Consider the following 22,712-nt stretch of genomic DNA (forward strand, 5'->3'; position numbering starts at 1 on the left):
AGGTCAAGGCCGGCCGCAACCCGCTCTTCAACTCCCACATGTGGGACGGTTCCGCAGAGACCCTGACGGAGAACCTGCGGATCGCCCGGGAACTGCTGGAGCGCACCGCTGCCGCCCGGATGATCCTCGAGGTCGAGATCGGCACCGTCGGCGGCGAGGAGGACGGCGTCGAAAACGCCATCAACGAAAAGCTCTACACGACCGTCGAGGACGCCCTGGCCACCATCGAGGCGCTCGGCTCCGGCGAGAACGGCCGCTACATCACGGCGCTGACCTTCGGCAACGTGCACGGCGTCTACAAGCCCGGCGGCGTCAAGCTCCGCCCGGAGATCCTCAAGGACATCCAGGAGCAGGTCGGCGCCAAGATCGGCAAGGCCAACCCGTTCGACTTGGTCTTCCACGGCGGCTCCGGCTCCTCCGAGAAGGAGATTGCCGATGCGGTTTCCTACGGCGTGATCAAGATGAACATCGATACCGACACCCAGTACGCCTACACCCGCCCGGTGGTGGACCACATGTTCCGCAACTACGACGGCGTGCTGAAGGTCGACGGCGAAGTCGGCAACAAGAAGCTCTACGATCCCCGCGTCTGGGGCGCCTCCGCCGAGGCCGGCCTCGCAGCCCGCGTCGTCGAGGCTGCCCAGCAGCTCGGCTCCACCGGCAAGACGTTCTAGGGATGTCGGAGGAGTTCCGCAAGAACCTGATGGGCCCTGAGCCCACCCTCCTGCCTGCCGAGACCGAGGTCTACGCGGCGCTGGATGCGGGCCAGGAAGCCCTGGACCTGGTGGAAAAGCACCCGACCTCCTCGCTGCTCTGGGCCGTGCTGGCCGAGGAAGCCTGGAAAGAGGGCCGGACCATCGACTCCTACGCCTACTCCCGCGTCGGCTACCACCGCGGCCTGGACTCGCTGCGCCGCAACGGCTGGCGCGGCGTCGGGCCCATCCCGTGGGAGCACGAACCCAACCGCGGCTTCCTGCGCGCTCTGTATTCACTGGGCCGCGCCTCCGCGGCAATCGGCGAGGCCGAGGAGCCGGAGCGGATCGAGAAGTTCCTCAAGGACTCCGATCCCGCCGCCAAGGCAGCCATCCAAGCCGAGAACCGCTAACCAACCACAACGCGGGGTCACCTACGGCCCATTCCACACCCTGGGATGGACCGTAAGTGACCCCGCGTTGTTAGTTAAAGCACGACGGCGGGCGGCCACCAGAAGGTGGGCGCCCGCCGTCGTCGATGCGGGTGGCTGGGGACTAGCTGGTCTTGGCCAGACCGGTGCGGGCCATGGCGTCCGCGTAGACGGTGCCCATTTCTTCGAGGTACTGCTCCTGGCGGGCAGGAGTGCCGGCGAAGGCGCGGCCGCTGAGCGAGCGGACCTTGTAGGTCTTGAGGCCGCGGCGCCAGATCATCGGCACCTCGGTCTTGAGGAGCAGGTTCGCGAGGCGGTTGGCCTCGGTGCCGTGGGCCACGATCACTGAAGCGCGGGGTACGACGGCGAGGAACTTCAGCAGCGGCTTCAGACCGGCGGAAATCTGGTCCGGCGTGAACTTGCCGTTCGGCTCGCCCGGGACGTACCAGGGGTGCACGTTCCACGGCATCACGAACTCCGGGCGCAGACCCAGCTTCCACTGGACGCCGAGCAGGCGGGTGGCGGCTTCTTCGTCGCCGGCGGTGATGAAACCCGACTCGTCCTCGGTTCCGATGTTGGAGAAGAGGCTGATGATGCGGCACTCGTCAACGTCGTGCATCGGGTCCACATAGGGGACATTCATGCCAGCTTTGGTTGCCTGCAGCGTGTCGCACAGCTCGTTGACTGCCGCGACGCTAGGTTCGTAGCGGCGGCTCAGAAGCTGTTCGCGGGAATTTTCAGTGGCCAAGGCTGTCATATATTGCTGAGTCTCCTGCGGGTTTGGTGAAGCTGCCAGACCGTACGTGGGCACGCCGAGCACCGGGGCACGTTAAGTACGGTGTGGTTTGAAAATGTGGTGTGGACCGATTCCTGGTCGATCCTTACTAGTCTATCAAGCCCTGCGAAATGCCGTTCCCGCGGAGCGGCCGCTACCAGAGCCGCGCGGTGGCGCGGCGGGCGCCCTCTCCCAAGGATTCCAGCTTGGCAAAGGCAATTTGGGGGTGCACCCGGCCGCCCAGACCGCAATCTGTGGAGGCAATCACATTTTCCCGGCCCACGACTTCGGCGAAGCGTACGATCCGGTCAGCCACCAGGTCCGGGTGCTCGACGACGTTGGTGGCGTGGGAAACGACGCCGGGGATGATGACTTTTCCGTCCGGGAGCTTGGTGTCCTCCCAGACGCGCCATTCATGCTCGTGGCGGACGTTGGCGGCCTCGAAGGAGTAGCCGCCCGCATTGATCTGCAGGACGGAACTGACAATGTCCGCGAACGGGATGTCCGTGGTGTGCGGGCCGTGCCAGGAGCCCCAGCAAACGTGCAGCCGGATCTGGTCCTGCGGCAGGTCGCGGAGCGCCCAGTTGGTGGCCTCAACCCTGAGCTGGATGAATTTGAGATAGTCGGCCAGGCTCGGTTCCGGGTTGATCTGGTCCCAGCTTTCGGCCAGCGACGGGTCGTCCAGCTGGACCGTGAGCCCGGCGTCGATGATGGCCTTGTACTCCTCCCGCATGGCGTCGGCGCAGGCGTAGAGGAGTTCCTCATCCGTCTTGTAGTACTCGTTGGCGACGCGGGCGCAGGAGCCGGGGGACAGCGAGGCGACGAAGCCCTCGGACAGGCCGGCGGCGGCCAGTCCGGTCTTGAGGTTCGCGATGTCCGAGCCCACGAGGTCCTGCCCGGTGTAGCGCAGCGGGCCGGCGATCTTCGGCTGCGTGACACTCTTGCGGTGCGCCAGGATTCCGGAGGAGGGATCGTTGTAGGCCTCGTTGAACTTCTGCCGGTCGCGGCGGTCCGGGAAGGAGGTCAGCACGATGTTGCCGGGTGTGGAGCGGTGCACTGCAGCGTCAGCCCAGCGGTCCACATCCGTCGGCTCAAGGCCGCCGAGCCGGCTGAAGGAGTAGTTCCACCATGCGCCATAGTCCACCGAGCTGGACATCGTGTGCCCATATTCGCCGTCGTTGGGGATGTCGATGCCGAGATCTTTCTGGCGCCGGACAATTTCCACCACTGACGTTTCCAGCAGGTCCAGGAACTCGGGGGTGATGCCGTCCGTTTCCTTGGCCTCGTTCGCCGCGATGAGCTCGGGGGTGCGGGGCAACGAGCCTGCATGGGTGGCGCGGATATGGTCGGTGTTCTGCTGCACGGGGGCGCTTCCTTTCCATCGGTCCTGGCGGTAGCACCCTTGGCCGTCGCAATGCTGTGTCCGGGCAGGGTTGCTGCGGCGTCAATGGTCCAGGTCCCTCGGCCGCTCGGGATGGTCACCTTCCACCTAATTCGACCTGGCCCCCCCGCGCAAGCCCATCCGGCTAAGTTCCGCTTGCTGGACACCGTGTCGCGGCGCAGCCGCACTGGCGGGTCGCGGCGCAGCCGGCGGGAAGTCCATTGGATGGTCAAATGAGTCGTCGCCACCGCGATCGGCTAAACTTGGGTGGTAAGAGCCCCGGACTCTGGCGTTGATGGTAAGAGCACAGCGGTAGATCCGGGGCGTTCTCATGAACGGCGCTGAGCTCCGGTGACCACCCTGGTGAATCACACGGACTTTGGCCCGAACGAATGGGGGAGGATCCCATGCCAGCAATCGTGATCGTCGGAGCCCAATGGGGCGACGAAGGCAAAGGTAAGGCCACTGACCTGCTTGGTGGCCGAGTCGACTACGTCGTCAAGCCCAACGGCGGCAACAATGCCGGGCACACCGTCGTCGTAGGCGGTGAGAAGTATGAGCTAAAGCTCCTTCCGGCCGGCATCCTGAGCCCCAACGCGGTTCCGATTATCGGCAACGGCTGCGTGGTGAACCTTGAGGCGCTGTTCCAGGAGATCGACGGCCTGGAAGCCCGAGGCGCCGACACCTCCAAGCTGCGCGTCTCCGCCAACGCACACCTCGTGGCGCCCTACCACCAGGTCCTGGACAAGGTCACCGAGCGGTTCCTCGGCTCCCGCGCCATCGGCACCACCGGCCGCGGAATCGGCCCGGCCTACATGGACAAGGTGGCCCGCCTCGGCATCCGGGTCCAGGACGTCTTCGACGCCTCCATCCTGCGTCAGAAGGTCGAAGGCTCGCTGCGCCAGAAGAACGAACTGCTGGTGAAGGTCTACAACCGCCGCGACATCGAGGTGGACGAGATCGTGGAATACTTCCTGTCCTTCGCCGAGCGCCTCCGCCCGCTGGTCATCGACAGCACTTTTGTCCTGAACACCGCCCTGGACGAGGGCAAGGTCGTCCTAATGGAGGGTGGCCAGGCCACGTTCCTCGATGTTGACCACGGCACGTACCCCTTCGTGACCTCCTCGAATCCGACCGCCGGCGGCGCCTCCGTGGGCTCGGGCATCGGGCCCACCCGGATCTCGCGCTCCATCGGCATCATCAAGGCGTACACCACCCGCGTGGGCGCAGGACCGTTCCCCACGGAACTGTTCGATGAGATGGGCATGTACCTGCAGAAGACCGGCGGGGAGTTCGGCGTCAACACCGGCCGGCCGCGCCGCTGCGGCTGGTACGACGCCGTGCTGGCGCGCCACGCCTCCCGCGTCAACGGCTTCACCGACTACTTCGTCACCAAGCTGGACGTGCTCACGGGCATCGAGCAGATCCCGGTCTGTGTGGCCTACGACGTCGACGGCGTCCGGCACGATGAAATGCCGATGACGCAGACCGAGTTCCACCACGCCAAGCCGATCTTCGAGTACTTCGAAGGCTGGACCGAGGACATCACCGGCGCCCGCACCCTGGAAGACCTCCCGGAGAACGCCAAGAACTACGTGCTGGCCCTCGAGAAGCTCTCCGGGACGCGGTTCTCCGCGATCGGCGTCGGCCCGGACCGCGACCAGACGATCGTGATCAACGATCTGATCAATGACTGATACTGACTGACGCGTTCATCGCGGCGCCCGACGGCGGCGGGTCACCTGGAAGGGTGGCCCGCCGCCGTTGCTCGTCCTGAGGGAAACAAACTCCCGATCGGTGCGTAACCTTTCGGGGCACCCCAGCGATTACTCCTTTGTAAGCGCCGCCGGAGCTTGGACCCCCCACCAGGCTTCCGGCCGCCTTCCACTGTAAGTGCAGTCCGGCGCATGCCCCCAAGCTGCGCCGGCCGGCCTTCCACTGAACGCGCGGGCTGCTGCTGCCTCCATCGGGCCGCAGCCGGCTTTCACGCAAAAACAAAGGATGTACGTTTCTTATGAAGATTGTTAGCAAGACCACCAAGATTGCTGTCGGCGCCGCGATTCTCGCTGTCGGAGGGTTCTCCGGCGTCGGCCTGGCCAACGCGGCCCAGGTTTCGAACACCCAGCAGGCTGAAGTGAGCCCCGCGACGCCCGCCGTCCCGGCAACCCCTGCGGTCCCGGCGACTCCCGTCCTTCCCTCCCAGCCGGCCGTCCCCGCCGCACCGGCATCCCCGTCCGTTGACGACTCCGCCGAGGGCGACGTCAGCGTTGAGGGCACCGAAGGATCCGCCGAGGGCTCCCTCGAAGCTGGCAAGGATGGCGCCTCCGTCGACGGTGCCGCCAACGCCAAGGGCGCTGCCGAGGCCAAGGCGCACGCCGGCGTGACCGTCGCCGTCCCCGCTGTTCCCGCCGTCCCCGCTGTCCCGGCCCTGCCGTCGGGCGAGAAGCCTGTGCTCAACAAGTAGGCAGTGAACGCCTCCTCGGAGGCACCCGGGGTGCGGGCGCTACACTTGCCCAGGCCGCACCCCAGCAGTAACCGGAAGGACAGCCTCTTGGCAGAACAGCTAACCCATGACGAATTGTCAGCAGCTTTCGCTGGCGAGCCGTCAGGATTTAGCGCTGTCTACACGGTCATTTCACCCGCGGTGCTCGGCTACTTCCGGGCCCGCGGGGTGGAGGACGCCGAGGCGCTCACCCAGGACGTCTTCGTCGATGTCCTGCCGAAACTGGCGAAGGTCACCGGCGGCTACAGCGGTTTGCGGACCTTCATTTTCTCCGTCGCCCACGCGCGGCTGGTCGACCATCACCGCCGCGCCGAACGCACGCCCTACCTGGCCGAATACGACCCCCGGGATGACATCCGGCACGCCCCTTCCGCCGAGGACGAGGTCCTCGGTTCGCTGGGCGGCATGACAGATTCCCTTTTCCGGCTCAATGAGGAGCAACGGGAAGTACTGGTCCTGCGGATCGTCGCGGACCTATCCATCGAACAGGTGGCCCGCATCATGGACAAGTCGCCGGGCGCCATCAAGCAGCTTCAACGACGCGGGCTCAGTGCCCTGCGCGAACTCGTCACCGAAAAGGATCACGCAGCATCATGACCGGAACCCGCGAACCCCAGCAGGATGGCGGCATCCAGGCTATGCTCCGTGATTCCGGCCTCGAAGCAGCCGCCGAGCTCCGCCGTTCGCTCGAAGAGCTCCGCGCCCTGGTGCCTGACGAGGCTCCCGCGCCCCGCGCCGATCTCGCGGCGCTGCTGGCCTCCGGAAGCTGCGGTAGCGCCGTCGAATCCGCGCCGGATTTCGTCGACGAACCCCTTCCGGCCGGCGTCACGAGCCTGGCCGAGCGCCGCGGCCGGAAGCGCAGGCTCGCAATCGTCGGTGGCGCCGTGCTGGGTGCAATGACTCTTGGTGCGGGCGCCGTGGCCGCCTCCAGCGGGAACTTCCGCGAGAGTTTCAGCCAATCTGTGGGCACCATCTTCCAGCCCGGCGGCAAGATGCCCGATACGGCTCAGAGGCCCGCCCGCCCGTCACCGGCGGACGTCCCGGCAGCCCCCGCGCCGACGTCGAACGCAACGGGCGCCGCCACGCCGCCGCAGGCTGAAGCTCCGGGGGCTCCCGGAGCCGCTGCTGCGGTTCCTGCGAAGCCCGGCGCTCCTGCCACTCCGCCTGCTGTTGGCCATACCGGATTCCTTCCGACGCCGCCCCACCGCCCGGTCACACCGGGGACCCCCGCACTCCCCGTCCCGGGCGGGGACAAGGGCCTTCCCGCGGGGCCGGCTCTTCCCGGCGTGCTCCCGGCGCTCCCCGGCCAGCCCTAATCCGGCCAGCCCTAATCCGGCAAGCCCGCGGGCCGCCGCGGGCCGTCCGGGTCGTAGGCGGTCGACGCCGGGGCCGTGCGGGCGGGCGTAGTCCGTTCGGCCTGCGCCCGCCCACCCCATTGGAGTCGAAGTCGCGGGAAACGCCCGAATTCGACGCCCGGACCCCGCGGGAGACGCGGGCGCCCGGACCTCGAGCCCGCACGTTACCGGCGATCTCTGCGTTCGGACCCGGCAGAGGCGCTAGGCCAGGACCTGCCGCTTGGAGGAGATAACCCCCGTGTCGAAGCCGGCCAGGTGCAGGCCGCCGTGGAATCGGGCATGCTCAATCTTCACGCAGCGATCCATCACGACGTCGAGTCCGGCAGCTTCCGCTTCTTTCGCGACATCCTCGTGCCAGGAGCCCAACTGCAGCCACAGCGTCTTGGCGCCGGCCGCGATGGCTTCTTCCAGGACGCCCGGCAGGTCGTCGTGCTTGCGGAACACGTCCACGATGTCCGGGCTTTCCGGCAGCTCCGCCAGTGAGGCGTAGGTCGGCTGGCCCAGGATCTCCTTCACCGCGGGGTTCACGAAATACACCTCGTAGCGGGTGGAGGACTGCAGGTACGTCGCCACAAAGTAGCTCGCCCGGGACGGCTTGTCAGAGGCGCCAACAATCGCGATCGACTTCGCCTGCCGCAGCAGGTTCAGCCGCTCCGGCGCGGATGGTCCGGCCCAGGTGCGATCTTCAACAGTCATCAGTTTGCTCCGATCGTGCAGGTGTCGGCCTCTGATGTGTCCGCGGAAGCGGCGCATCGCGCCGCCGAGGAACGAGGCGGCGTGTCTAGGCCGCGGGCGGACGCATCCGAGGCACCGTCCTCCGACGCCATGTCCAGCGCCTGGTCCAGGTCCCAGAGGATATCCTCGATGTCTTCCAGCCCGATCGAGATCCGGATCAGGTCCTCGGGGATACCGGCGGACTCGAGCTGTTCGGGGCTGAGCTGCTGGTGGGTCGTGGAGCCGGGGTGGATCACGAGGGTCCGTGAGTCGCCGACATTAGCCAGGTGCGAGGCCAGCTGCAGGGACTCGATGAACTTCTGCCCGGCGGCGCGGCCTCCCTTCACACCGAAGGAGAACACCGAGCCCGGCCCCAGCGGCAGGTACTTCTTTGCCCGTTCGAAGTGCGGGTGAGAGGGCAGCCCGGAGAAGTTCACGTACGCCACGCGCTCGTCCGCCTCGAGCCATTCCGCCACGGCCTGGGCGTTCTTGAGGTGTTCGTCCAGGCGCTGCGGCAGGGTCTCGACGCCCTGCAGCAGCTGGAAAGCGGACATCGGCGAGAGTGCAGGGCCGATGTCGCGCAGCTGCTCGCAGCGGAGCTTGGTCAGGAAACCGTATTCACCGAAGTTCCCCCACCAGGAGACGTTGCCGTAGGAGGCCACGGGGTCGGTCATGGTGGGGAACTTGCCGTTGCCCCAATTGAAGCGGCCGCTTTCGACAATGACGCCGCCGAGGGTGGTGCCGTGCCCGCCGAGGAACTTTGTGGCGGAGTGGATCACGATGTCGGCCCCGTGCTCGATCGGCCGCACGAGGTACGGGGTGCTCAAGGTGGCGTCGACGACGAGGGGGATGCCGGCGTCGTGCGCTACCTTGGCCAGGCCCTCGAGGTCCTGGACTTCCGAGGACGGGTTGGCCACCACCTCGACGAAAATCGCTTTGGTGTTCTCCCGGACCGCCGCGGCGTAGTCAGCCGGGTCGGTGCCGGGAACGAAGGTGGTGTCCACCCCGAAGCGGCGCAGCGTGACGTCCAGCTGCGTGACGGTCCCGCCGTAAAGCTGGGAGGCCGCGACGATGTGGTCGCCTGACTGGGTGAGCGCAGCGAAGGTGATGAACTCCGCGGCCATGCCCGAGGAGGTGGCCACCGCGCCGATGCCGCCCTCGAGGGAGGCAATACGTTCCTCGAACGCGGCGACCGTGGGGTTGCCGATCCGGGAGTAGATGTTGCCGTACTTCTGCAGTGCGAAGAGGTTGGCGGCGTCCTGGGTGTCCTTGAACACGAAGGACGTGGTCTGGTAGATCGGCACGGCGCGGGCGCCGTGCTCGGCGTCGGGGGTGCCGCCGGCGTGCAGGGCGCGGGTGCGGAATCCGAACTTGCGGTCAGCCATTACGCGTTCACCAGCCCGGTGGTTGAGCTGGCCGAAGCCGCCGGGGTGCCGGACAGGTCCAGTTCCGTGCCGCTCCTGCGCGCGAGGTCCGCTTCGAGTTCGCGGACGATCGGCAGGATGTCCGCACCGAACGCCGCGACTTCCTCCTGGAAGTGCAGGTAGCCGGTAAGGAACAGGTTCACCCCGATCTTCTTGTATGCCACGATCCTCTCGGCGATCTGCTCCGGCGTGCCGATCAGCTGGGTCTTGAAGCCGTCGTTGTACTGGACCAGGTCCTCGAAGCTGGAGTCGGCCCACATGCCCTTGCCGTCCTTCGTGGACGGCCCGGCTTCCTGGACGGCTGCGCGGAAACCATCGACGGCGGGCTTGTGCGCCTTCGCCACGATCTCGCGGAGGGTGTCGCGGGCTTCCTTCTCGGAATCGCGGGCGATCACGAAGCCATTCAGGCCAAACCTCGGAGAGGATAAAGCGGAGGGGAGCGAAGCCTCGGTGCCGCGGCCGGTTGCGTCGGCAGCGGCGACGACGCCGGCGATGTTCTCCTTGAAGCCTTCGAGGTCCTTGCCGTTGGAGAAGTACCAGTCCGCGACCCGGCCAGCGGTGGCCTGCGCCGCCGTGGAGTTGCCGCCGAAGAAGATCTCCGGGTGTGCCCGGCCCGGGACGTCCACCGGGGCAGGGTTCAGGGTGAAGTTGTTGATGTTGTAGTACTTGCCGGACTGGCTGTAGTCCTGCCCGGTCCACAGCCCGCGGAGGACCTTGATGAATTCCTCGGTGCGGACGTAGCGCTCGTCGTGTTCGAGCCATTCGAGGCCGAAGTTGGTGAACTCGTCCTTGAGCCAGCCGGAGACGATGTTGACGGCGGCGCGGCCGTTGGAAATGTGGTCGGCGGTGATGATGAACTTCGCCAGCACGCCGGGGTGCCACATGCCCGGGTGCACGGCGGAGATCACTTTGAGCCGCTCAGTGGCGGCCAGCAGCGCCAGGCTGAAGGAGGTGGCCTCGTGCTGTTTGTCCGCGCCGTAGGATGCGGCGTAGCGGGTCTGGGTCAGGGCGTATTCGAATCCGGAGTTCTCCGCGATCCGGGCCAGTTTCTTGTTGTAGTCAAAGTCCCAGCCGGTGCGCTGTTCGATGGTGGAGACCACCAGGCCGCCGGAGACGTTGGGAACCCAGTAGGCGAACTTGAGCGGTTCGGAAAGACGGGCGACGTTGCTGATGTCAGTCATGGGAGTTCCTTACTTCTGGGTATTTCGGTTGTCACTGCGTTCCCGCAGGACGGACTGGATGCCGGCGATGGACGGCTCGTTCTGGAGCGAGCTCGTGTCGCCGAGGGTGGTTCCTTCGAACAGCTGGGTCAGCAGCCGGCGCATGATCTTGCCGCTGCGGGTCTTCGGCACATCAGGAACGACGACGACGTCGCGCGGCTTGGCGATCGGCCCGATCTCGCGCGCGACGTGTGCCTTCAATTCGGACGCGATGTCCTCAGCGGCCGCCGACGCCTTCAGCACGACGAACGCGACAACGGCGTGGCCGGTCTTGGGGTCTGCGACCGGGCAGACGCCGGCTTCCACGACGTCCGGGTGCGAGACGAGGGCCGACTCGATCTCGATCGTGGAGAGCAGGTGTCCGGAGACATTCAGGGTGTCATCCACGCGCCCGAGAATCCAGACGTCGCCGTCGGCGTCGTACTTGGCGCCGTCACCGGCGAGGAACCAGCCCTGGCGGGCGTACTTGCGCCAGTACGAATCGAAGTAGCGCTGCGGGTTGCCCCACACGGTCCGGGCGATGGCCGGGCCGGGGGCGTCGACCACGATGAAGCCCTGGACACCGGGCGGCACGGTATTGCCGGCGTCGTCCACGATCCGGGTGCTGACCCCGGGCAGCGGCCGGGCCGCGCAGCCGGGCTTGAACTCCGTGTCGGTGGGGGCGGGGGAGAGGATGGTGGCGCCGGTTTCGGACTGCCACCAGGTGTCCACCACGGGGGCCGTGCCGGCGCCGACGTTCTCGCGGAGCCAGCGCCAGGCCTCGGGGTTGACGGCCTCGCCGACGGTGCCCAGCAGCCGGATGGAGGAGAGGTCGTAGCTTGCCGGGACGCCGTCCGGGAACCAGCCCATCAGCGAGCGGACCAGGGTGGGTGCCGTGTAGTACTGGGTGACGCCGTAGCGTTCGATGATTTCGAAGTGGCGCCCCGGGTGCGGGGTGTTGGGGGTGCCCTCGAAGATCACCTGGGTGGCTCCGTTGGAGAGCGGGCCGTACAGCTCGTAGGTGTGGGCGGTGACCCAGGCGAGGTCGGCCGTGCACCAGTGCACATCCTGATCCCGGAGGGCCGGTTCCGGGTTGCTGAAGAGGTGCTCGAAGCTCCAGGACGCCTGCGTGAGGTAGCCGCCTGAGGTGTGGACCAGGCCCTTGGGCTTCCCGGTGGTGCCGGAGGTGTACATGATAAACAACGGGGTTTCGGCGTCGAAGGCTTCCGGCGTGTGCTGCGCGGAGGCCTGCCCGACAGTGTCATGCCACCAGACGTCGCGGCCCTCGGTCATCGGGACGGTGTCCAGCAGTTCCGGTGCGGTGGTGCGGTTGACCACCAGGACATGCTCAATCGCGTTGTCCCCGGCGACGGCGGCGTCCGCGTTGTCCTTGACCGGCACGGCGACGCCGCGGCGGAACTGGCCGTCGGTGGTGACGAGCAGTTTGGCGCGGGTGTCCTCCACCCGGAACTTGAGTGCCTCGGCGGAGAAACCGCCGAACACGAGCGAGTGGATCGCGCCGATCCGGGCCACGGCCAGGGTGATGATCACGGTTTCCGGGATGACCGGGAGGTAGATGACCACCCGGTCGCCCTGAGTGATGCCGAGGCCCAGCAGTGCGTTGGCGGCCTGGGAGACCTCGCGCTGCAGGTCCTCGTAGGTGAGGGTGCGGCGGTCGCCCGGTTCGCCCTCGAAGTGCAGGGCCACCCTGTCCCCGCGGCCCGCCGCCACATGGCGGTCCACGCAGTTGTAGGCGACGTTGAGCCTGCCGCCCTCGAACCAGGTGATGTCCGGGCCGAGCCCGGCGTCGGCGTCGGCCGGGACGCGGCGGTGGGTGGTGTGCCACGGTTTGTCCTGCCCGGGCACGTCCTCCCAGTCGAGCCGGAGCGCCGCTTCCTCCCAGAAGGAGAGGCGCTCCTCTTCGGTGGCCGGGGGATTGGCCGGGGCTGTCTGTGTTGTTATGCCCATCGTTTCACCGCCCATTTCTCTGCGAGGCCCAGCAGGGCGTCTGTGATTTTTCCGATGACCGCGAGCAGCACGATCGCCAGCAGGAGCCGGTCCGTGCGGCCGTTGTTCTGCGAGTCCGTGAGCAGGAAGCCGAGCCCCATCGAGGAAGCGATGAGTTCCGCGGCCACGAGGAAGAGCCAGGCCTGGGCCAGCGCCAGACGGAGCCCGGAGAAGACCGCCGGCACCACCGCCGGGAGCTGCACTGTGGTCAGCAGTTTCACGCCCTTGAGCCCAAACGCGCGCGCCGCCTCCACCAGGTTCCGGTCCACATGGCGCAGCGCCAGGGAGACGGTGGTGAACACGGGGAAGAAGGCGCCGATCAGGATCAGGGTGATCTTGGAATCCTCGCCGATCTTCATCCAGAGAATGAGCAGCGGCACCCAGGCCAGCGACGGGACGGCGCGGAGGGCGCCGATGGTCGGCGCGAGCAGGGCGTCCGCGAATTTGGACAGGCCCACCAGGGACCCGAACACCAGGCCCAGGGCGGCGCCGGCGGCGAAGCCGATCAGCACACGCTGGGTGGAGATCGCGACGTGCTGGCCAAGCTGGCCGCGCTGGAGCAGGTCGACGGCTGCGTCCAGCACCATGGCCGGCGGCGGAAGCTGGACAACGCTGAACACCCCGGCTGCCGTGGACAGCTGCCAGGCGGCAAGAACCGCAGCGGGAATGATCAATCCAAGGAGCAGACGCGCCCAGCCGTTGGCCAGGATCCCGGCGGGGGACCATCCGTTCGCCGGGGGGCCGCCCGCACCCGTGAGGGTCGGGCCCGGCTGGGCGGCGTCTGCTGGAGTTGCGGGGACGGCTGCAGCGCGCCCGTCCGCAACATTAGTGCCGGTGACGGCGGGATTGCTGAGCTGTGTCATCAGGAATCCTTGATGGCGGACGCGTCCGCCTTCTTCACCAGCGAGTCATCAAGAATGGAGGCGACGGCGTCGTCGATCTGCTTCTGGCTGGCAACGTCGCCGGTCTCCACGAACGTGGGGCCGATCTTCGCCAGAACCTTGCGCTGGGCCTCGCCCGGCGCCGGATCCACGTTCAGGTTGCTGCGCTCCAGCACTACGGTCTTCGCGACGGCGAGGTCCAGGCCGGCGGCGTCGGCGAGAATCTGTGCCGTCTCGTCCGGGTTCGCCGCGGCCCAGGCGCGGGCCTTCTCATAGGCGTTGACGACTGCCTGCGCCTGCTTCGGCTTGTTCTTCAGGAAGGATTCCGTGGCGTTCAGGAAGCCGTAGGTGTTGAAGGAAAGGTTCCGGTAGAAGAGCTTGGCGCCCTTCTGTTCTGCGCCCGCCATGATCGGGTCCAGCCCGGACCACGCATCCACCGAACCGTTTTCCAGTGCGGCCCGGCCGTCCGCGTGCTGCAGGTTCTGCACCGTGACGTCCTTGGCGGAGATCCCGGCTTCGGAGAGGGACTGCAACAGGAAGAAGTAGGGGTCGGTGCCTTTGGTTGCGGCCACGGACCTTCCCTTGAGGTCGGCCACGGTGGTGATGCCCGAGGAGGCTTTGGCGACGAGGGCGGCCCACTCCGGCTGTGAGTAGATGTCGATCGTTTTGATCGGCGAGCCGTTGGCGCGGGCGAGCAGCGCGGCTGATCCGGCCGTGGAGCCGACGTCGACCGCGCCGGAGCGCAGCGCCTCGTTGGCCTTGTTGGAGCCGGCGGACTGCACCCAGTTCACGGTGACGCCCTGGTCCTTGAGCGAGGCCTCGAGCCAGCCCTTCTTCTTGATGACCAGGCTCAGCGGGTTGTAGGTGGCGAAGTCGATGTTCAGCGTGCCGCTCTCGACGACGGTGTTCGCTGCGGGGGACCCGCCGGAACCTTCTCCTGCGACGCAGCCCGTGAGGACCAGGGCGGCGGAGACGGCGGCGGCGCCGATAACGGACCGGCGGGTGGCTTTGCGGGCGAATGACATGAGGATCCTCTGGGACTTCGGGAGAAAGGCGAACGGGCGTGGAAAGGGTGAATCAGGCCGGCGCGCGCAACAGCGGCTACGCGTTCACGGCCGGGAAAATCCGGGGGAAACCGGGTGGCGGCTAGTGGCCGTCGACGCCGAGGGTCTCCAGGAGCGAGGCCCGCATTCGGGCGAGTTCCACGGACCCGCGGTCCCGGGGGCGGCCGCCGGGCACGTCGACGGTGCGGACGATCGTCGCGCCGGGCGCTGGTTCGTCACCGGCGTTGGGTTCCTTGCCGAGAATGATGATGCGGTCGGCAAGCTGAAGGGCCTCGTCGACGTCGTGCGTCACCAGCAGCACCGTGGTGGGCTCGGCGCGGTGGATGTCCAGCAGCAGGTCCTGCATCTTGATGCGGGTCAGCGCGTCGAGCGCGCCGAACGGCTCATCCAGGAGCAGGACGCCGGGGTTGCGGGCGAGGGCCCGGGCCAGCGAGGCCCGCTGGGCCATGCCTCCGGAAATTTCTCGGGGGCGGTGCTTGGCGAAGTTCGTGAGGCCCACAAGGTCAAGCAGCCGGGCCACCTTCGCTTTGCCGTCCCTGGCGCTGATGCCGGTGGGCAGGCCGATCGCAATGTTGGCCTGCAGGGTGTGCCACGGCAGGAGGCGCGGTTCCTGGAAGGCGAAGGCACAGCGGGAGTCAATCCCCTGGACCGGCATACCGTCGATGTCGACGCTGCCCCCGGTGGGGGAGTCGAGTCCGGCGGTGGCGCGGAGCAGCGTGGACTTGCCGCAGCCGGAGGTGCCGAGGATGGCCAGGACCTCCCCTGCGCGGATCTCGAAGTCAACGTCGCGCAGGACGGTGTGGGCCGCTGGGCCGGTGCCGAAGGTGCGACGTAGGGAGCGGAAGGCAACCGGCAGCGCCGGAGTGCGGGTGGTGGCTCCGGCGTTGGCGTCCAGGGACGTCTTAGGCGCGGAGGAGGACAGGACAGCAGTCATAGGGCACTCCATCGGTCCTGGCAGTAGCACCCTACGGAATGAGCCTTTGAACCGGGTGGTCAGTCCGGTGGTTCCCTTGGCTCAATACCTTGCTATCGCCGGCATCCAGGGGCGGACGACGGCGACCAGGGTTGCTGCGGCTTCATCGATCCAGGTCTCTCGGCCGCTCGGGATGGTCGCTTCCCACTAAATCCGAATCGGTGCTTTTTCCCAAATTCAGGGGATTTGCTGCGTAATATTCGGCCCGGAGCCGTCGGCGGACCGGGCGCCGGTCAATTGTTCGAAATCGGGAGCCGGGTAGCCGCGGTCCGCGGGCGGCCGCAGCCGGTCCGCGGGCCGCAGCGGGTGCGCGTGGCCGTCGTCTCCAAACCGGCCCGGACGGTTAGGCTGTGCACATGGCCCACGTCAACGATCCGGCAGTCCTCGAACGGCTCATGCGCACCAAGGGGCGGTGGGCCATTGTCGGCTTGTCTACGAACCAATGGCGTGCCGCCTACGACACGTCACTGTTCATCCGGGACCGTCTCGGGATGGAGATCATCCCGGTGAATCTGCCCGGCGACCCCGTTCACGGTGAGACTGGCTACGCCACGTTGGACGCCATCCCGGCCGGGAAGCAGCCGATCGACGTCGTCGACTGCTTTGTGAACTCCCAGAAGGTGGGGGCCGTGGTGGACCAGGCAATCGCGGTTGGCGCGAAGGCCGTCTGGATGCAGTTGGGCGTGATCGATGAGGCCGCGGCTGCCCGGGCGAAAGCGGCCGGCCTCGACGTCATCATGAACGCCTGCCCGGCGCAGGACGCCAGGCGCTTCGGCCTCTGACCGCGGGTGGGGGGTCAGCGGCAGGAGGCGGACATCTTGCCCTGCTAGTCTTTTGCCGACAAACCTCCTTCGAGCCCAGGATCACCCATGTGTGAAGAGCACCATCCCGCGTTGCCTGCCGCTCCGGGGCGCCGGGCGGCATTGGGACTCCTCGGTGTCTCCCTTGCGGCAGCCTTGGGCGCCTGTTCAGCCCCGGAATCCACAACGGCGTCTGCAGTGGCCCCGCTTGCCTCGCTTTCCGGGGGGCCGCTGCCCGCGGTGCTGAGCGCCGGGCGGTCAAACGTCCCGGGTCCGGCGGTTCCCGCGGCACTGCGGCGTCCGGGCAGCAAAAGCATCCGGCATGGCTTCATTCCCGATTTCAAGCTGCCACCGGTCCAGAACGGACTCGCTCCCGTCCTCACCAGGATTAACACGAAACATCCTGTCGTGTTCCTGACCATTGACGACGGCGTCACGAGGACCCCGGAGATGGTGGGGCTCATGGCCGACTATGACTATCCCGCGTCCATCTTCCTCACTCGGAACTTCGTACAGGCGGATCCGGGCTTCTTCAAGCAGTTCGCCGCCCAGGGGAGCCTGGTGGAGAACCACACGGTCAGCCACAACGTCAACATGGTCAGTCAAATGGGATACCAGCAGCAGCTCGCGGAAATCAACGGCATGCAGGATTATGCCCGGCAGCAGTTCGGACGCAGCCCCACGCTGTTTCGTCCGCCCGGCGGCGCCTACTCCACCGCCATGCGGCAGGCAGTCGCGGCGGCGGGGTTGAAGGCGATCATCACGTGGGAAGCCAAGTCGAACGCCGGCAAGATGGACTACCAGTACGGCAAGGCGTTGCGCCCGGGGGACATCGTGCTGATGCACTTCCGGCCCGAGTTCGCCGCCGACCTGGCCGCCTTCCGCGCCGCCCAGCTGGCCGCCGGCCTTGAAGTCGTGCTGCTCGAGGATTTCCTCGGCGTCGCCTGAGCCATCCCCGGCGCAGGCCCTGCCAATGTCGGCGGATGAAAGTAGGCTCGGACCATGGATGTAGCCGCACTCCGGGATATCTGCCTCGGCTTTCCCGGCGCCTTCGAAGACTTCCCGTTCGGGCCGGAGACGTCCGTCTTCAAGGTGCGGGCCGCGGTGTCCGGCGGAACCCGCCAAGTAGCCAGGATGTTCGCCCTGTCCTCCATGGAGGAGGCCGACTTCTCGGTCAGCCTGAAATGCGAGCCCGCACTGGCCGAGCAACTGCGCGCCGCCCACCCCGAGATCACTGGAGCGTGGCATTTGAACAAGAAGCACTGGAACGGCGTGCGCCTGGACGGGTCGCTGCCCGATTCGATGGTCCGCGACATGGTGGAGGACTCCTACGACCTCGTGGTGGCGTCGCTGAACCGCCGCCAGCGGGAGCAGCTGGGCTGGGCGCGGCTGGCCGACGGCGGCCGGGCGTGACCGCCCGGATCGCGGCCGGCGAGCTGAACTACAACGGGATCGGTTCCACAGAGCACGGCCCGCCGCCGGGGGGCGCCGACTGCCAGGTCACCCACGCCCACGTGGGCGAGGGAGTGGCCGCGTACCGGCGGGTGGCGCAAGGGATGCTGGCCTGGCAGCTGCAGCGGCGGGCCGGGCTGACGGTCCGTGCGGAATCCGAGGTCGTGGTCCCCGGCGCGCGCGTGGTGAGCGGCTTCGGCGTCGGGCCGTTCCGGGTCCATGCACCCTGCGAGGTAGTCTGGGTCCGCCGGCCGGTGCCGGGCGGGGCTCCGCAATCCGCGGGTTTCGGTTACGGGACCCTCCCCGGGCATCCGGTCCGCGGCGAGGAGGCCTTCGAGGTTTTCATCGACGCGGGCGGCCGGGTCACCATCCGCATCACTGCCTTCGGCGTGCCGTCCAACTGGTTTTACGCCGCGGGCGGCGTCCTGACGCGGCGGGCGCGGCGGCACATCACTTCCCGCTACATTAAGAGTGCACAGGAACTGGCCGCAGCGGTGAACTGAGAGCAGGCAGAAATGCTGGATCAACAGACCCTTGACCGACTGTGGGATTTCGATGACCCCGCGCTTTCGGAGGCCCGGTTCCGGGAAGCCTCCAACGATCCGTCCTACGACGCCGACGAGCGGGCGGAGCTCGCCACCCAGCTGGGCCGGGCCATCGGCCTGCAGGGCCGGTATGAGGAAGCCGATGTGCTGCTGGACGCGGTCGACGGCGACGAGCCCACCGTGGCGGTCCGGGTGCTGCTGGAACGCGGTCGGGTGCTGAATTCCGGTGGCCACGCGGAAATGGCCGTGCCGCTCTTTGAACAGGCCGCCGAGCTCGCGGACCATCTGGGCGAGGAATTCCTGGCCGTGGACGCGCTGCACATGCTCGCCCTGGCCGACTCCGCCCACGCCGAAACCTGGACCCGCAGCGCCCTGGAGTACGCCTCCACGGTGCACGATGAACGGACCAAACGATGGCTGGTGGCACTGCACAACAACCTGGGCTGGACGTTGCATGATGCCGGCCGCTGCACGGAGGCGATGGTGGAGTTCCAGCTCGCGGAGCAGTGGGCCGAACGCGTCGGCACCCCGCGGCAGCAGGAACTGGCCCGGGAAGCGATCCAGGCCTGCTGACCCCGCCCCACAACTCCAATGCGGGGTCACTTACGGCCCGTAACGGCCCCCGCAATGGGCCGGATGTGACCCCGCGTTGTCCTGTTGCAAGAATGGAAGACCATCCCGCCACACCGAAAGGCACACTCCCGTGATCTTCATTGTCGTTAAATTCAAGGTCAAGCCCGACTGGTCGGAGCGTTGGCTAGGCCTCGTGGAGGACTTCACCCAGGCCACCCGGAAGGAACCGGGCAACCTCTGGTTCGACTGGTCCCGCAGCGTGGAGGATCCCAACGAGTTCGTCCTCGTCGAGGCGTTCCAGGACGACGCGGCCGGGGACCATGTCAACAGTGCACACTTCAAGCAGGCCATGGCGGACATGCCGCAGGCTCTGCTGGAAACCCCTCGGATCATCAGCCGCCAGCTCGACGGCGGCGGCTGGGACCGGATGGGCGAACTCACCATCGCGTAGGAGGGATGAGCGCCATGTGGATCGGCTGGATTGAGTTCGATGTCCTCCTCGGCGACGTTCACAGCCTGAAGGAGAAACGCTCCGTACTGCGTCCGGTGCTCGCAGAGCTCAAACGCCGCTTCGACGTCTCCGTGACTGAGGCCGGACTGCACGACCAGTACCGCCGCACCGAGATCGGCGTCGGGCTGGTCGCGGCGGACCGGGCGCATCTGATCGAGGTGCTGGCCGCCGTCGACCGCTTCATGGCCGCACGCCCCGAACTGGAACTGCTCAGCGCCCGCCAGCGAGAACTCCGCAGCGACGACTGAAAAGACAACGCGGGGTCACATTGCGCCCATCCCTGAGGGATTTATGGGCGCGATGTGACCCCGCGTTGCTTGGTGGGGGTGGGCTAGCCGAAGTACTTCGGCAGGGTGGCCTCGTGGGCTTCGCGGAGCGCGTCGAGGTTCATGGTCTCGACGCCGGTGATCTCCAGCGTGCCGCCCTCCGCGTCCACGACGCCGATCCGCAGGTGCGGGAAGCCGCGGGCGGTGCACATGTCCGTGAAGCGGATCTCCTCGGAGCGGGGCACGGCCACGATGGCCCGGCCCTGGGTCTCGGAGAACAGCGCCGTGAACAGGTCCACGCCGTCGCGGTCCAGGACATCCTGCAGCGCGATCCGGGCGCCCGCGCCGTAGCGCAGCGAGGACTCCACGAGGGCCGCCGCGAGGCCGCCTTCGGAGAGGTCGTGCGCGGAGTCCACCATGCCGTCGCGGGAGGCGTTGATCAGGATCTCGCCGAGGGCGCGTTCGGCGTCGAGGTCAACCTTGGGCGGCAGACCGCCGAGGTGGCCGCGCATGTTGGACCATTCCGAACCGTCCAGTTCGGCCGCCGTCGTGCCGAGCAGATAGATGGCCTGGCCGTCCTCGCGCCAGCCCGACGGCGTGCGGCGGGCGACGTCGTCGAACTTGCCGAGCACTGCCACCACGGGGGAGGGGTGGATGGGGGTGCTGCCGGTCTGGTTGTACAGCGAGACGTTGCCGCCGGTGACCGGGATGCCCAGCACCATGCAGGCGTCGGACAGGCCCCGGATGGCCTCGGCGAGCTGCCACATCACGTCGGGATCCTCGGGGGAGCCGAAGTTCAGGCAGTCACTGACCGCCATCGGCACGGCCCCGGAGGTGGCGACGTTGCGGTACGCCTCGGCGAGGGCCAGCTGTGCGCCGTGGTACGGGTCCAGGTAGGTGTAGCGGCCGTTGGCGTCGGTGGCCAGGGCCACTCCCAGCCCGGTCTCCTCGTCCACCCGGACCACGCCGGCGTCGTCCGGGAAGGCCATGGCGGTGTTGCCGCCGACGTAGCGGTCGTACTGGTTGGTGATCCAGGACTTGTCGCACATGTTCGGTGAGGCGACGAGTTCGGTGATGGCGGCGGCCAGGTCCGCGGGGGCGGACGGACGGCCGGCATCCTGTACGGACCCGGTGAAGGCATCGGCCTGGACGGCGTCCTGCCACTCGGGGCGGGCGTACGGGCGGTCGTAGACCGGACCGTCGTGGGCCACGGTGCGCGGGTCGACGTCGACGATGACCTCGCCTTCCCACGTGATGATCAGGCGGCCGGTGTCGGTCACCTCGCCCAGCCAGGAGTACTCCACGGCCCACTTGTCCATGACCGCTTCAAACGCGGCGACGTTCTCCGGGGTGACCACGGCCATCATGCGTTCCTGCGACTCGGACATCAGGATTTCGCCCGGGGTCAGGGTGGGGTCGCGGAGCAGGACGGAGGTCAGCTCCACTTCCATGCCGCCATCGCCGTTGGATGCGAGCTCGGACGTGGCGCAGGAGATGCCCGCGGCGCCGAGGTCCTGGATGCCCTCAACCAGGGAGCCCTTGAACAGCTCGAGGCAGCACTCGATCAGGACCTTCTCGGCGAAGGGGTCGCCGACCTGGACGGCGGGGCGCTTGGACGGTTTGGTGTCGTCGAAGGACTCCGAGGCCAGCACGGAGGCGCCGCCGATGCCGTCGCCGCCGGTGCGGGCGCCGAAGAGCACCACCTTGTTGCCCTTCCCGGAGGCGTTGGCGAGGCGGATGTCCTCGTGCCGCATGACGCCGACGGCGAGGGCGTTGACCAGCGGGTTGCCCTGGTACACGGAATCGAAGACCATTTCGCCGCCGATGTTCGGCAGGCCCAGGGAGTTCCCGTAGCCGCCGATGCCGGCCACCGCGCCGTGCATGACGCGGGCGGTGTCCGGGTGGTCGATGGCGCCGAAACGCAGCGGATCCATCACGGCCACCGGGCGGGCGCCCATCGAAATGATGTCCCGGACGATGCCGCCAATGCCGGTTGCGGCACCCTGGTACGGCTCCACGAACGACGGCGAGTTGTGGGACTCGATCTTGAACGTCACGGCCCAGCCGTCGCCCAGGTTCGTGACACCGGCGTTTTCGCCGATGCCCACGAGCATGTCCTTCTTCATCTCGTCGGTCACCTTTTCGCCGAACTGGCGCAGGTGGTTCTTCGAGGACTTGTAGGAGCAGTGCTCGCTCCACATCACGGAATACATGGCGAGTTCCGCGCCGGTCGGGCGGCGGCCCAGGACCTTGACGACCTCATCGAACTCGTTCTGCTTCAGGCCCAGCTCGGCCCAGGGGAGTTCGACGTCCGGGGTCTTGGCCGCGTTCTCGACGGTGTCGATGTTGAACTTCTTGGGCTCGGTGGCGGTGCCGGCCGTCCGGCCAGTCGACGTCTCCGTCATTTGTTGTCTCCCACGATCTTGTTCAGTACAGAGGTGAAGAAGCCCAGGCCCTCGGTCCCGGAGCCGATTTCGGGGCCGAACCCGGCTTCCACCGCGTGCTCCGGATGCGGCATGAGGCCAACGACGTTGCCCGCGGGGTTGGAGATACCGGCGATGTCGCGGCGGGAGCCGTTCGGGTTGAAACCGACATAGCGGAACACCACGCGGCCCTCCGCCTCCAGGGCATCGAGGGTCTTCTCGTCCGCGATGTACTGGCCGTCCTGGTTCTTCAGTGGCACCGTGATTTCCTGGCCGCCGGCGTAGTCGCGGGTCCAGGCGGTGGTGTTGTTCTCCACGCGCAGGATCTGGTCGCGGCACATGAACTTCAGGTGGTCATTCTTGATCATCGAGCCGGGCAGCAGGTGCGATTCGGTGAGGATCTGGAAGCCGTTGCAGATGCCCAGGACGGGCAGCCTGGCGTCCGAATTGGCGGCATCGATGATCTTGGACATCAGCGGCGCGAACCGGGCGATCGCGCCGGCACGGAGGTAATCCCCATAGGAGAAACCGCCGGGAATCACGACGGCGTCAACGTCGCCGAGGGTGGTGTCGGCGTGCCACAGTTCAACCGGTGTGGCGCCGGCCAGCCGGACCGCGCGGGCCGCGTCGCGGTCGTCCAGGGTTCCGGGGAACGTGATGACGCCGATCTTTGCACCGGCGAGCCTGCGAGCACCAGCAGCGTCTGCGGTGACGGCTTCGCCGATCAGGGGGAGTTCAGTCAT

The 22,712-nt window shown here is 67.4% G+C and carries 24 protein-coding genes and 1 riboswitch; of the genes, 13 read left to right on the top strand and 11 right to left on the bottom strand.

The features are described from left to right. Together fbaA and QCD75_RS16525 are read left to right on the top strand one after the other, a co-directional pair. Positions 1–674 (top strand): class II fructose-bisphosphate aldolase (fbaA, locus tag QCD75_RS16520; protein WP_301230381.1); only part of this gene is annotated, 674 nt, incomplete at its 5' end. Between the two features lie 2 nt (positions 675–676). Continuing rightward, positions 677–1,105, top strand: coding sequence for a DUF3151 domain-containing protein (locus tag QCD75_RS16525; RefSeq protein ID WP_301230382.1), 429 nt, complete (start codon positions 677–679; stop codon positions 1,103–1,105). 142 nt (positions 1,106–1,247) lie between these two features. Here QCD75_RS16525 and QCD75_RS16530 read toward each other — a convergent pair whose 3' ends face one another. Together QCD75_RS16530 and QCD75_RS16535 are read right to left on the bottom strand one after the other, a co-directional pair. Then, complete coding sequence (locus QCD75_RS16530; RefSeq protein ID WP_301230383.1) at positions 1,248–1,880, bottom strand: uracil-DNA glycosylase; 633 nt, start codon at positions 1,878–1,880, stop codon at positions 1,248–1,250. Between the two features lie 172 nt (positions 1,881–2,052). After that, positions 2,053–3,261: a cobalamin-independent methionine synthase II family protein gene (locus QCD75_RS16535; protein ID WP_301230384.1), complete on the bottom strand. Its 1,209-nt coding sequence runs from the start codon at positions 3,259–3,261 to the stop codon at positions 2,053–2,055. Positions 3,262–3,273: 12 nt separating this feature from the next. Further along, a riboswitch (SAM riboswitch) is annotated at positions 3,274–3,379 on the bottom strand. Positions 3,380–3,686: 307 nt separating this feature from the next. On the opposite strand from QCD75_RS16535, the gene QCD75_RS16540 reads away from it, so the two are divergent. The 4 genes from QCD75_RS16540 to QCD75_RS16555 all read left to right on the top strand — a co-directional run bounded on the left by QCD75_RS16540 (position 3,687) and on the right by QCD75_RS16555 (position 7,098). Next, positions 3,687–4,976 carry an adenylosuccinate synthase gene (locus tag QCD75_RS16540; protein ID WP_301230385.1) on the top strand — a complete coding sequence of 430 codons (1,290 nt, stop codon included), beginning with the start codon at positions 3,687–3,689 and terminating at the stop codon, positions 4,974–4,976. A 317-nt stretch (positions 4,977–5,293) separates the two neighbouring features. Continuing rightward, the gene (locus QCD75_RS16545; protein ID WP_301230386.1) at positions 5,294–5,743 is read left to right on the top strand and encodes a hypothetical protein; all 450 of its coding nucleotides are present in this window, start codon (positions 5,294–5,296) and stop codon (positions 5,741–5,743) included. Between the two features lie 87 nt (positions 5,744–5,830). Then, entirely contained in the window at positions 5,831–6,379 is a 549-nt protein-coding gene (locus QCD75_RS16550) for an RNA polymerase sigma factor (protein ID WP_301230387.1), read from the top strand. Further along, positions 6,376–7,098: a hypothetical protein gene (locus QCD75_RS16555; RefSeq protein ID WP_301230388.1), complete on the top strand. Its 723-nt coding sequence runs from the start codon at positions 6,376–6,378 to the stop codon at positions 7,096–7,098. The genes QCD75_RS16550 and QCD75_RS16555 overlap by 4 nt, the downstream gene beginning before the upstream one ends. Positions 7,099–7,338: 240 nt before the next feature. Here the strand turns inward: QCD75_RS16555 and QCD75_RS16560 are convergent, their stop codons facing one another. From QCD75_RS16560 to QCD75_RS16590, 7 genes are all read right to left on the bottom strand, one after another. Next, on the bottom strand, positions 7,339–7,833 hold the full coding sequence (locus tag QCD75_RS16560) for a CoA-binding protein (RefSeq protein WP_301230389.1): 495 nt from the start codon (positions 7,831–7,833) through the stop codon (positions 7,339–7,341). Further along, a complete protein-coding gene (locus QCD75_RS16565; protein WP_301230391.1) occupies positions 7,833–9,236 on the bottom strand; it encodes an O-acetylhomoserine aminocarboxypropyltransferase/cysteine synthase family protein in 1,404 nt (467 codons plus the stop codon). Before QCD75_RS16565 ends, QCD75_RS16560 begins: the two co-directional genes overlap by 1 nt. Next, the gene (gene sfnG / locus QCD75_RS16570; protein WP_301230393.1) at positions 9,236–10,456 is read right to left on the bottom strand and encodes a dimethylsulfone monooxygenase SfnG; all 1,221 of its coding nucleotides are present in this window, start codon (positions 10,454–10,456) and stop codon (positions 9,236–9,238) included. The genes QCD75_RS16565 and sfnG overlap by 1 nt, the downstream gene beginning before the upstream one ends. A 9-nt stretch (positions 10,457–10,465) precedes the next feature. Next, entirely contained in the window at positions 10,466–12,442 is a 1,977-nt protein-coding gene (gene acs, locus QCD75_RS16575; RefSeq protein WP_301230394.1) for an acetate--CoA ligase, read from the bottom strand. Then, complete coding sequence (locus QCD75_RS16580) at positions 12,433–13,344, bottom strand: ABC transporter permease (protein WP_301230396.1); 912 nt, start codon at positions 13,342–13,344, stop codon at positions 12,433–12,435. Before QCD75_RS16580 ends, acs begins: the two co-directional genes overlap by 10 nt. Next, on the bottom strand, positions 13,344–14,387 hold the full coding sequence (locus tag QCD75_RS16585) for an aliphatic sulfonate ABC transporter substrate-binding protein (protein WP_301230398.1): 1,044 nt from the start codon (positions 14,385–14,387) through the stop codon (positions 13,344–13,346). Before QCD75_RS16585 ends, QCD75_RS16580 begins: the two co-directional genes overlap by 1 nt. A gap of 121 nt (positions 14,388–14,508) precedes the next feature. Beyond that, a complete protein-coding gene (locus QCD75_RS16590; protein WP_301230400.1) occupies positions 14,509–15,360 on the bottom strand; it encodes an ABC transporter ATP-binding protein in 852 nt (283 codons plus the stop codon). 395 nt (positions 15,361–15,755) lie between these two features. Here QCD75_RS16590 and QCD75_RS16595 point away from each other — a divergent pair, with 395 nt between their 5' ends. The 7 genes from QCD75_RS16595 to QCD75_RS16625 all read left to right on the top strand — a co-directional run bounded on the left by QCD75_RS16595 (position 15,756) and on the right by QCD75_RS16625 (position 19,528). Next, a complete protein-coding gene (locus tag QCD75_RS16595; protein WP_301230402.1) occupies positions 15,756–16,181 on the top strand; it encodes a CoA-binding protein in 426 nt (141 codons plus the stop codon). 405 nt (positions 16,182–16,586) lie between these two features. After that, on the top strand, positions 16,587–17,147 hold the full coding sequence (locus QCD75_RS16600; protein ID WP_301230449.1) for a polysaccharide deacetylase family protein: 561 nt from the start codon (positions 16,587–16,589) through the stop codon (positions 17,145–17,147). A 54-nt stretch (positions 17,148–17,201) separates the two neighbouring features. After that, complete coding sequence (locus tag QCD75_RS16605; protein ID WP_301230403.1) at positions 17,202–17,612, top strand: MmcQ/YjbR family DNA-binding protein; 411 nt, start codon at positions 17,202–17,204, stop codon at positions 17,610–17,612. Further along, positions 17,609–18,154, top strand: coding sequence for a DUF1990 family protein (locus tag QCD75_RS16610; RefSeq protein WP_301230404.1), 546 nt, complete (start codon positions 17,609–17,611; stop codon positions 18,152–18,154). The genes QCD75_RS16605 and QCD75_RS16610 overlap by 4 nt, the downstream gene beginning before the upstream one ends. A 12-nt stretch (positions 18,155–18,166) precedes the next feature. Next, a complete protein-coding gene (locus QCD75_RS16615) occupies positions 18,167–18,769 on the top strand; it encodes a hypothetical protein (protein WP_301230405.1) in 603 nt (200 codons plus the stop codon). A gap of 130 nt (positions 18,770–18,899) precedes the next feature. Next, entirely contained in the window at positions 18,900–19,220 is a 321-nt protein-coding gene (locus QCD75_RS16620) for a putative quinol monooxygenase (RefSeq protein ID WP_301230407.1), read from the top strand. 14 nt (positions 19,221–19,234) lie between these two features. Beyond that, positions 19,235–19,528, top strand: coding sequence for a DUF503 domain-containing protein (locus QCD75_RS16625; RefSeq protein ID WP_301230451.1), 294 nt, complete (start codon positions 19,235–19,237; stop codon positions 19,526–19,528). 83 nt (positions 19,529–19,611) lie between these two features. Here QCD75_RS16625 and purL read toward each other — a convergent pair whose 3' ends face one another. Together purL and purQ are read right to left on the bottom strand one after the other, a co-directional pair. Next, the gene (purL, locus tag QCD75_RS16630; protein WP_301230409.1) at positions 19,612–21,951 is read right to left on the bottom strand and encodes a phosphoribosylformylglycinamidine synthase subunit PurL; all 2,340 of its coding nucleotides are present in this window, start codon (positions 21,949–21,951) and stop codon (positions 19,612–19,614) included. Further along, positions 21,948–22,712 carry a phosphoribosylformylglycinamidine synthase subunit PurQ gene (gene purQ / locus QCD75_RS16635; RefSeq protein ID WP_301230411.1) on the bottom strand — a complete coding sequence of 255 codons (765 nt, stop codon included), beginning with the start codon at positions 22,710–22,712 and terminating at the stop codon, positions 21,948–21,950. Before purQ ends, purL begins: the two co-directional genes overlap by 4 nt.

Source organism: Arthrobacter sp. PsM3, assembly GCF_030433895.1.
In the GTDB taxonomy this organism is placed as follows: Bacteria; Actinomycetota; Actinomycetes; order Actinomycetales; family Micrococcaceae; genus Arthrobacter.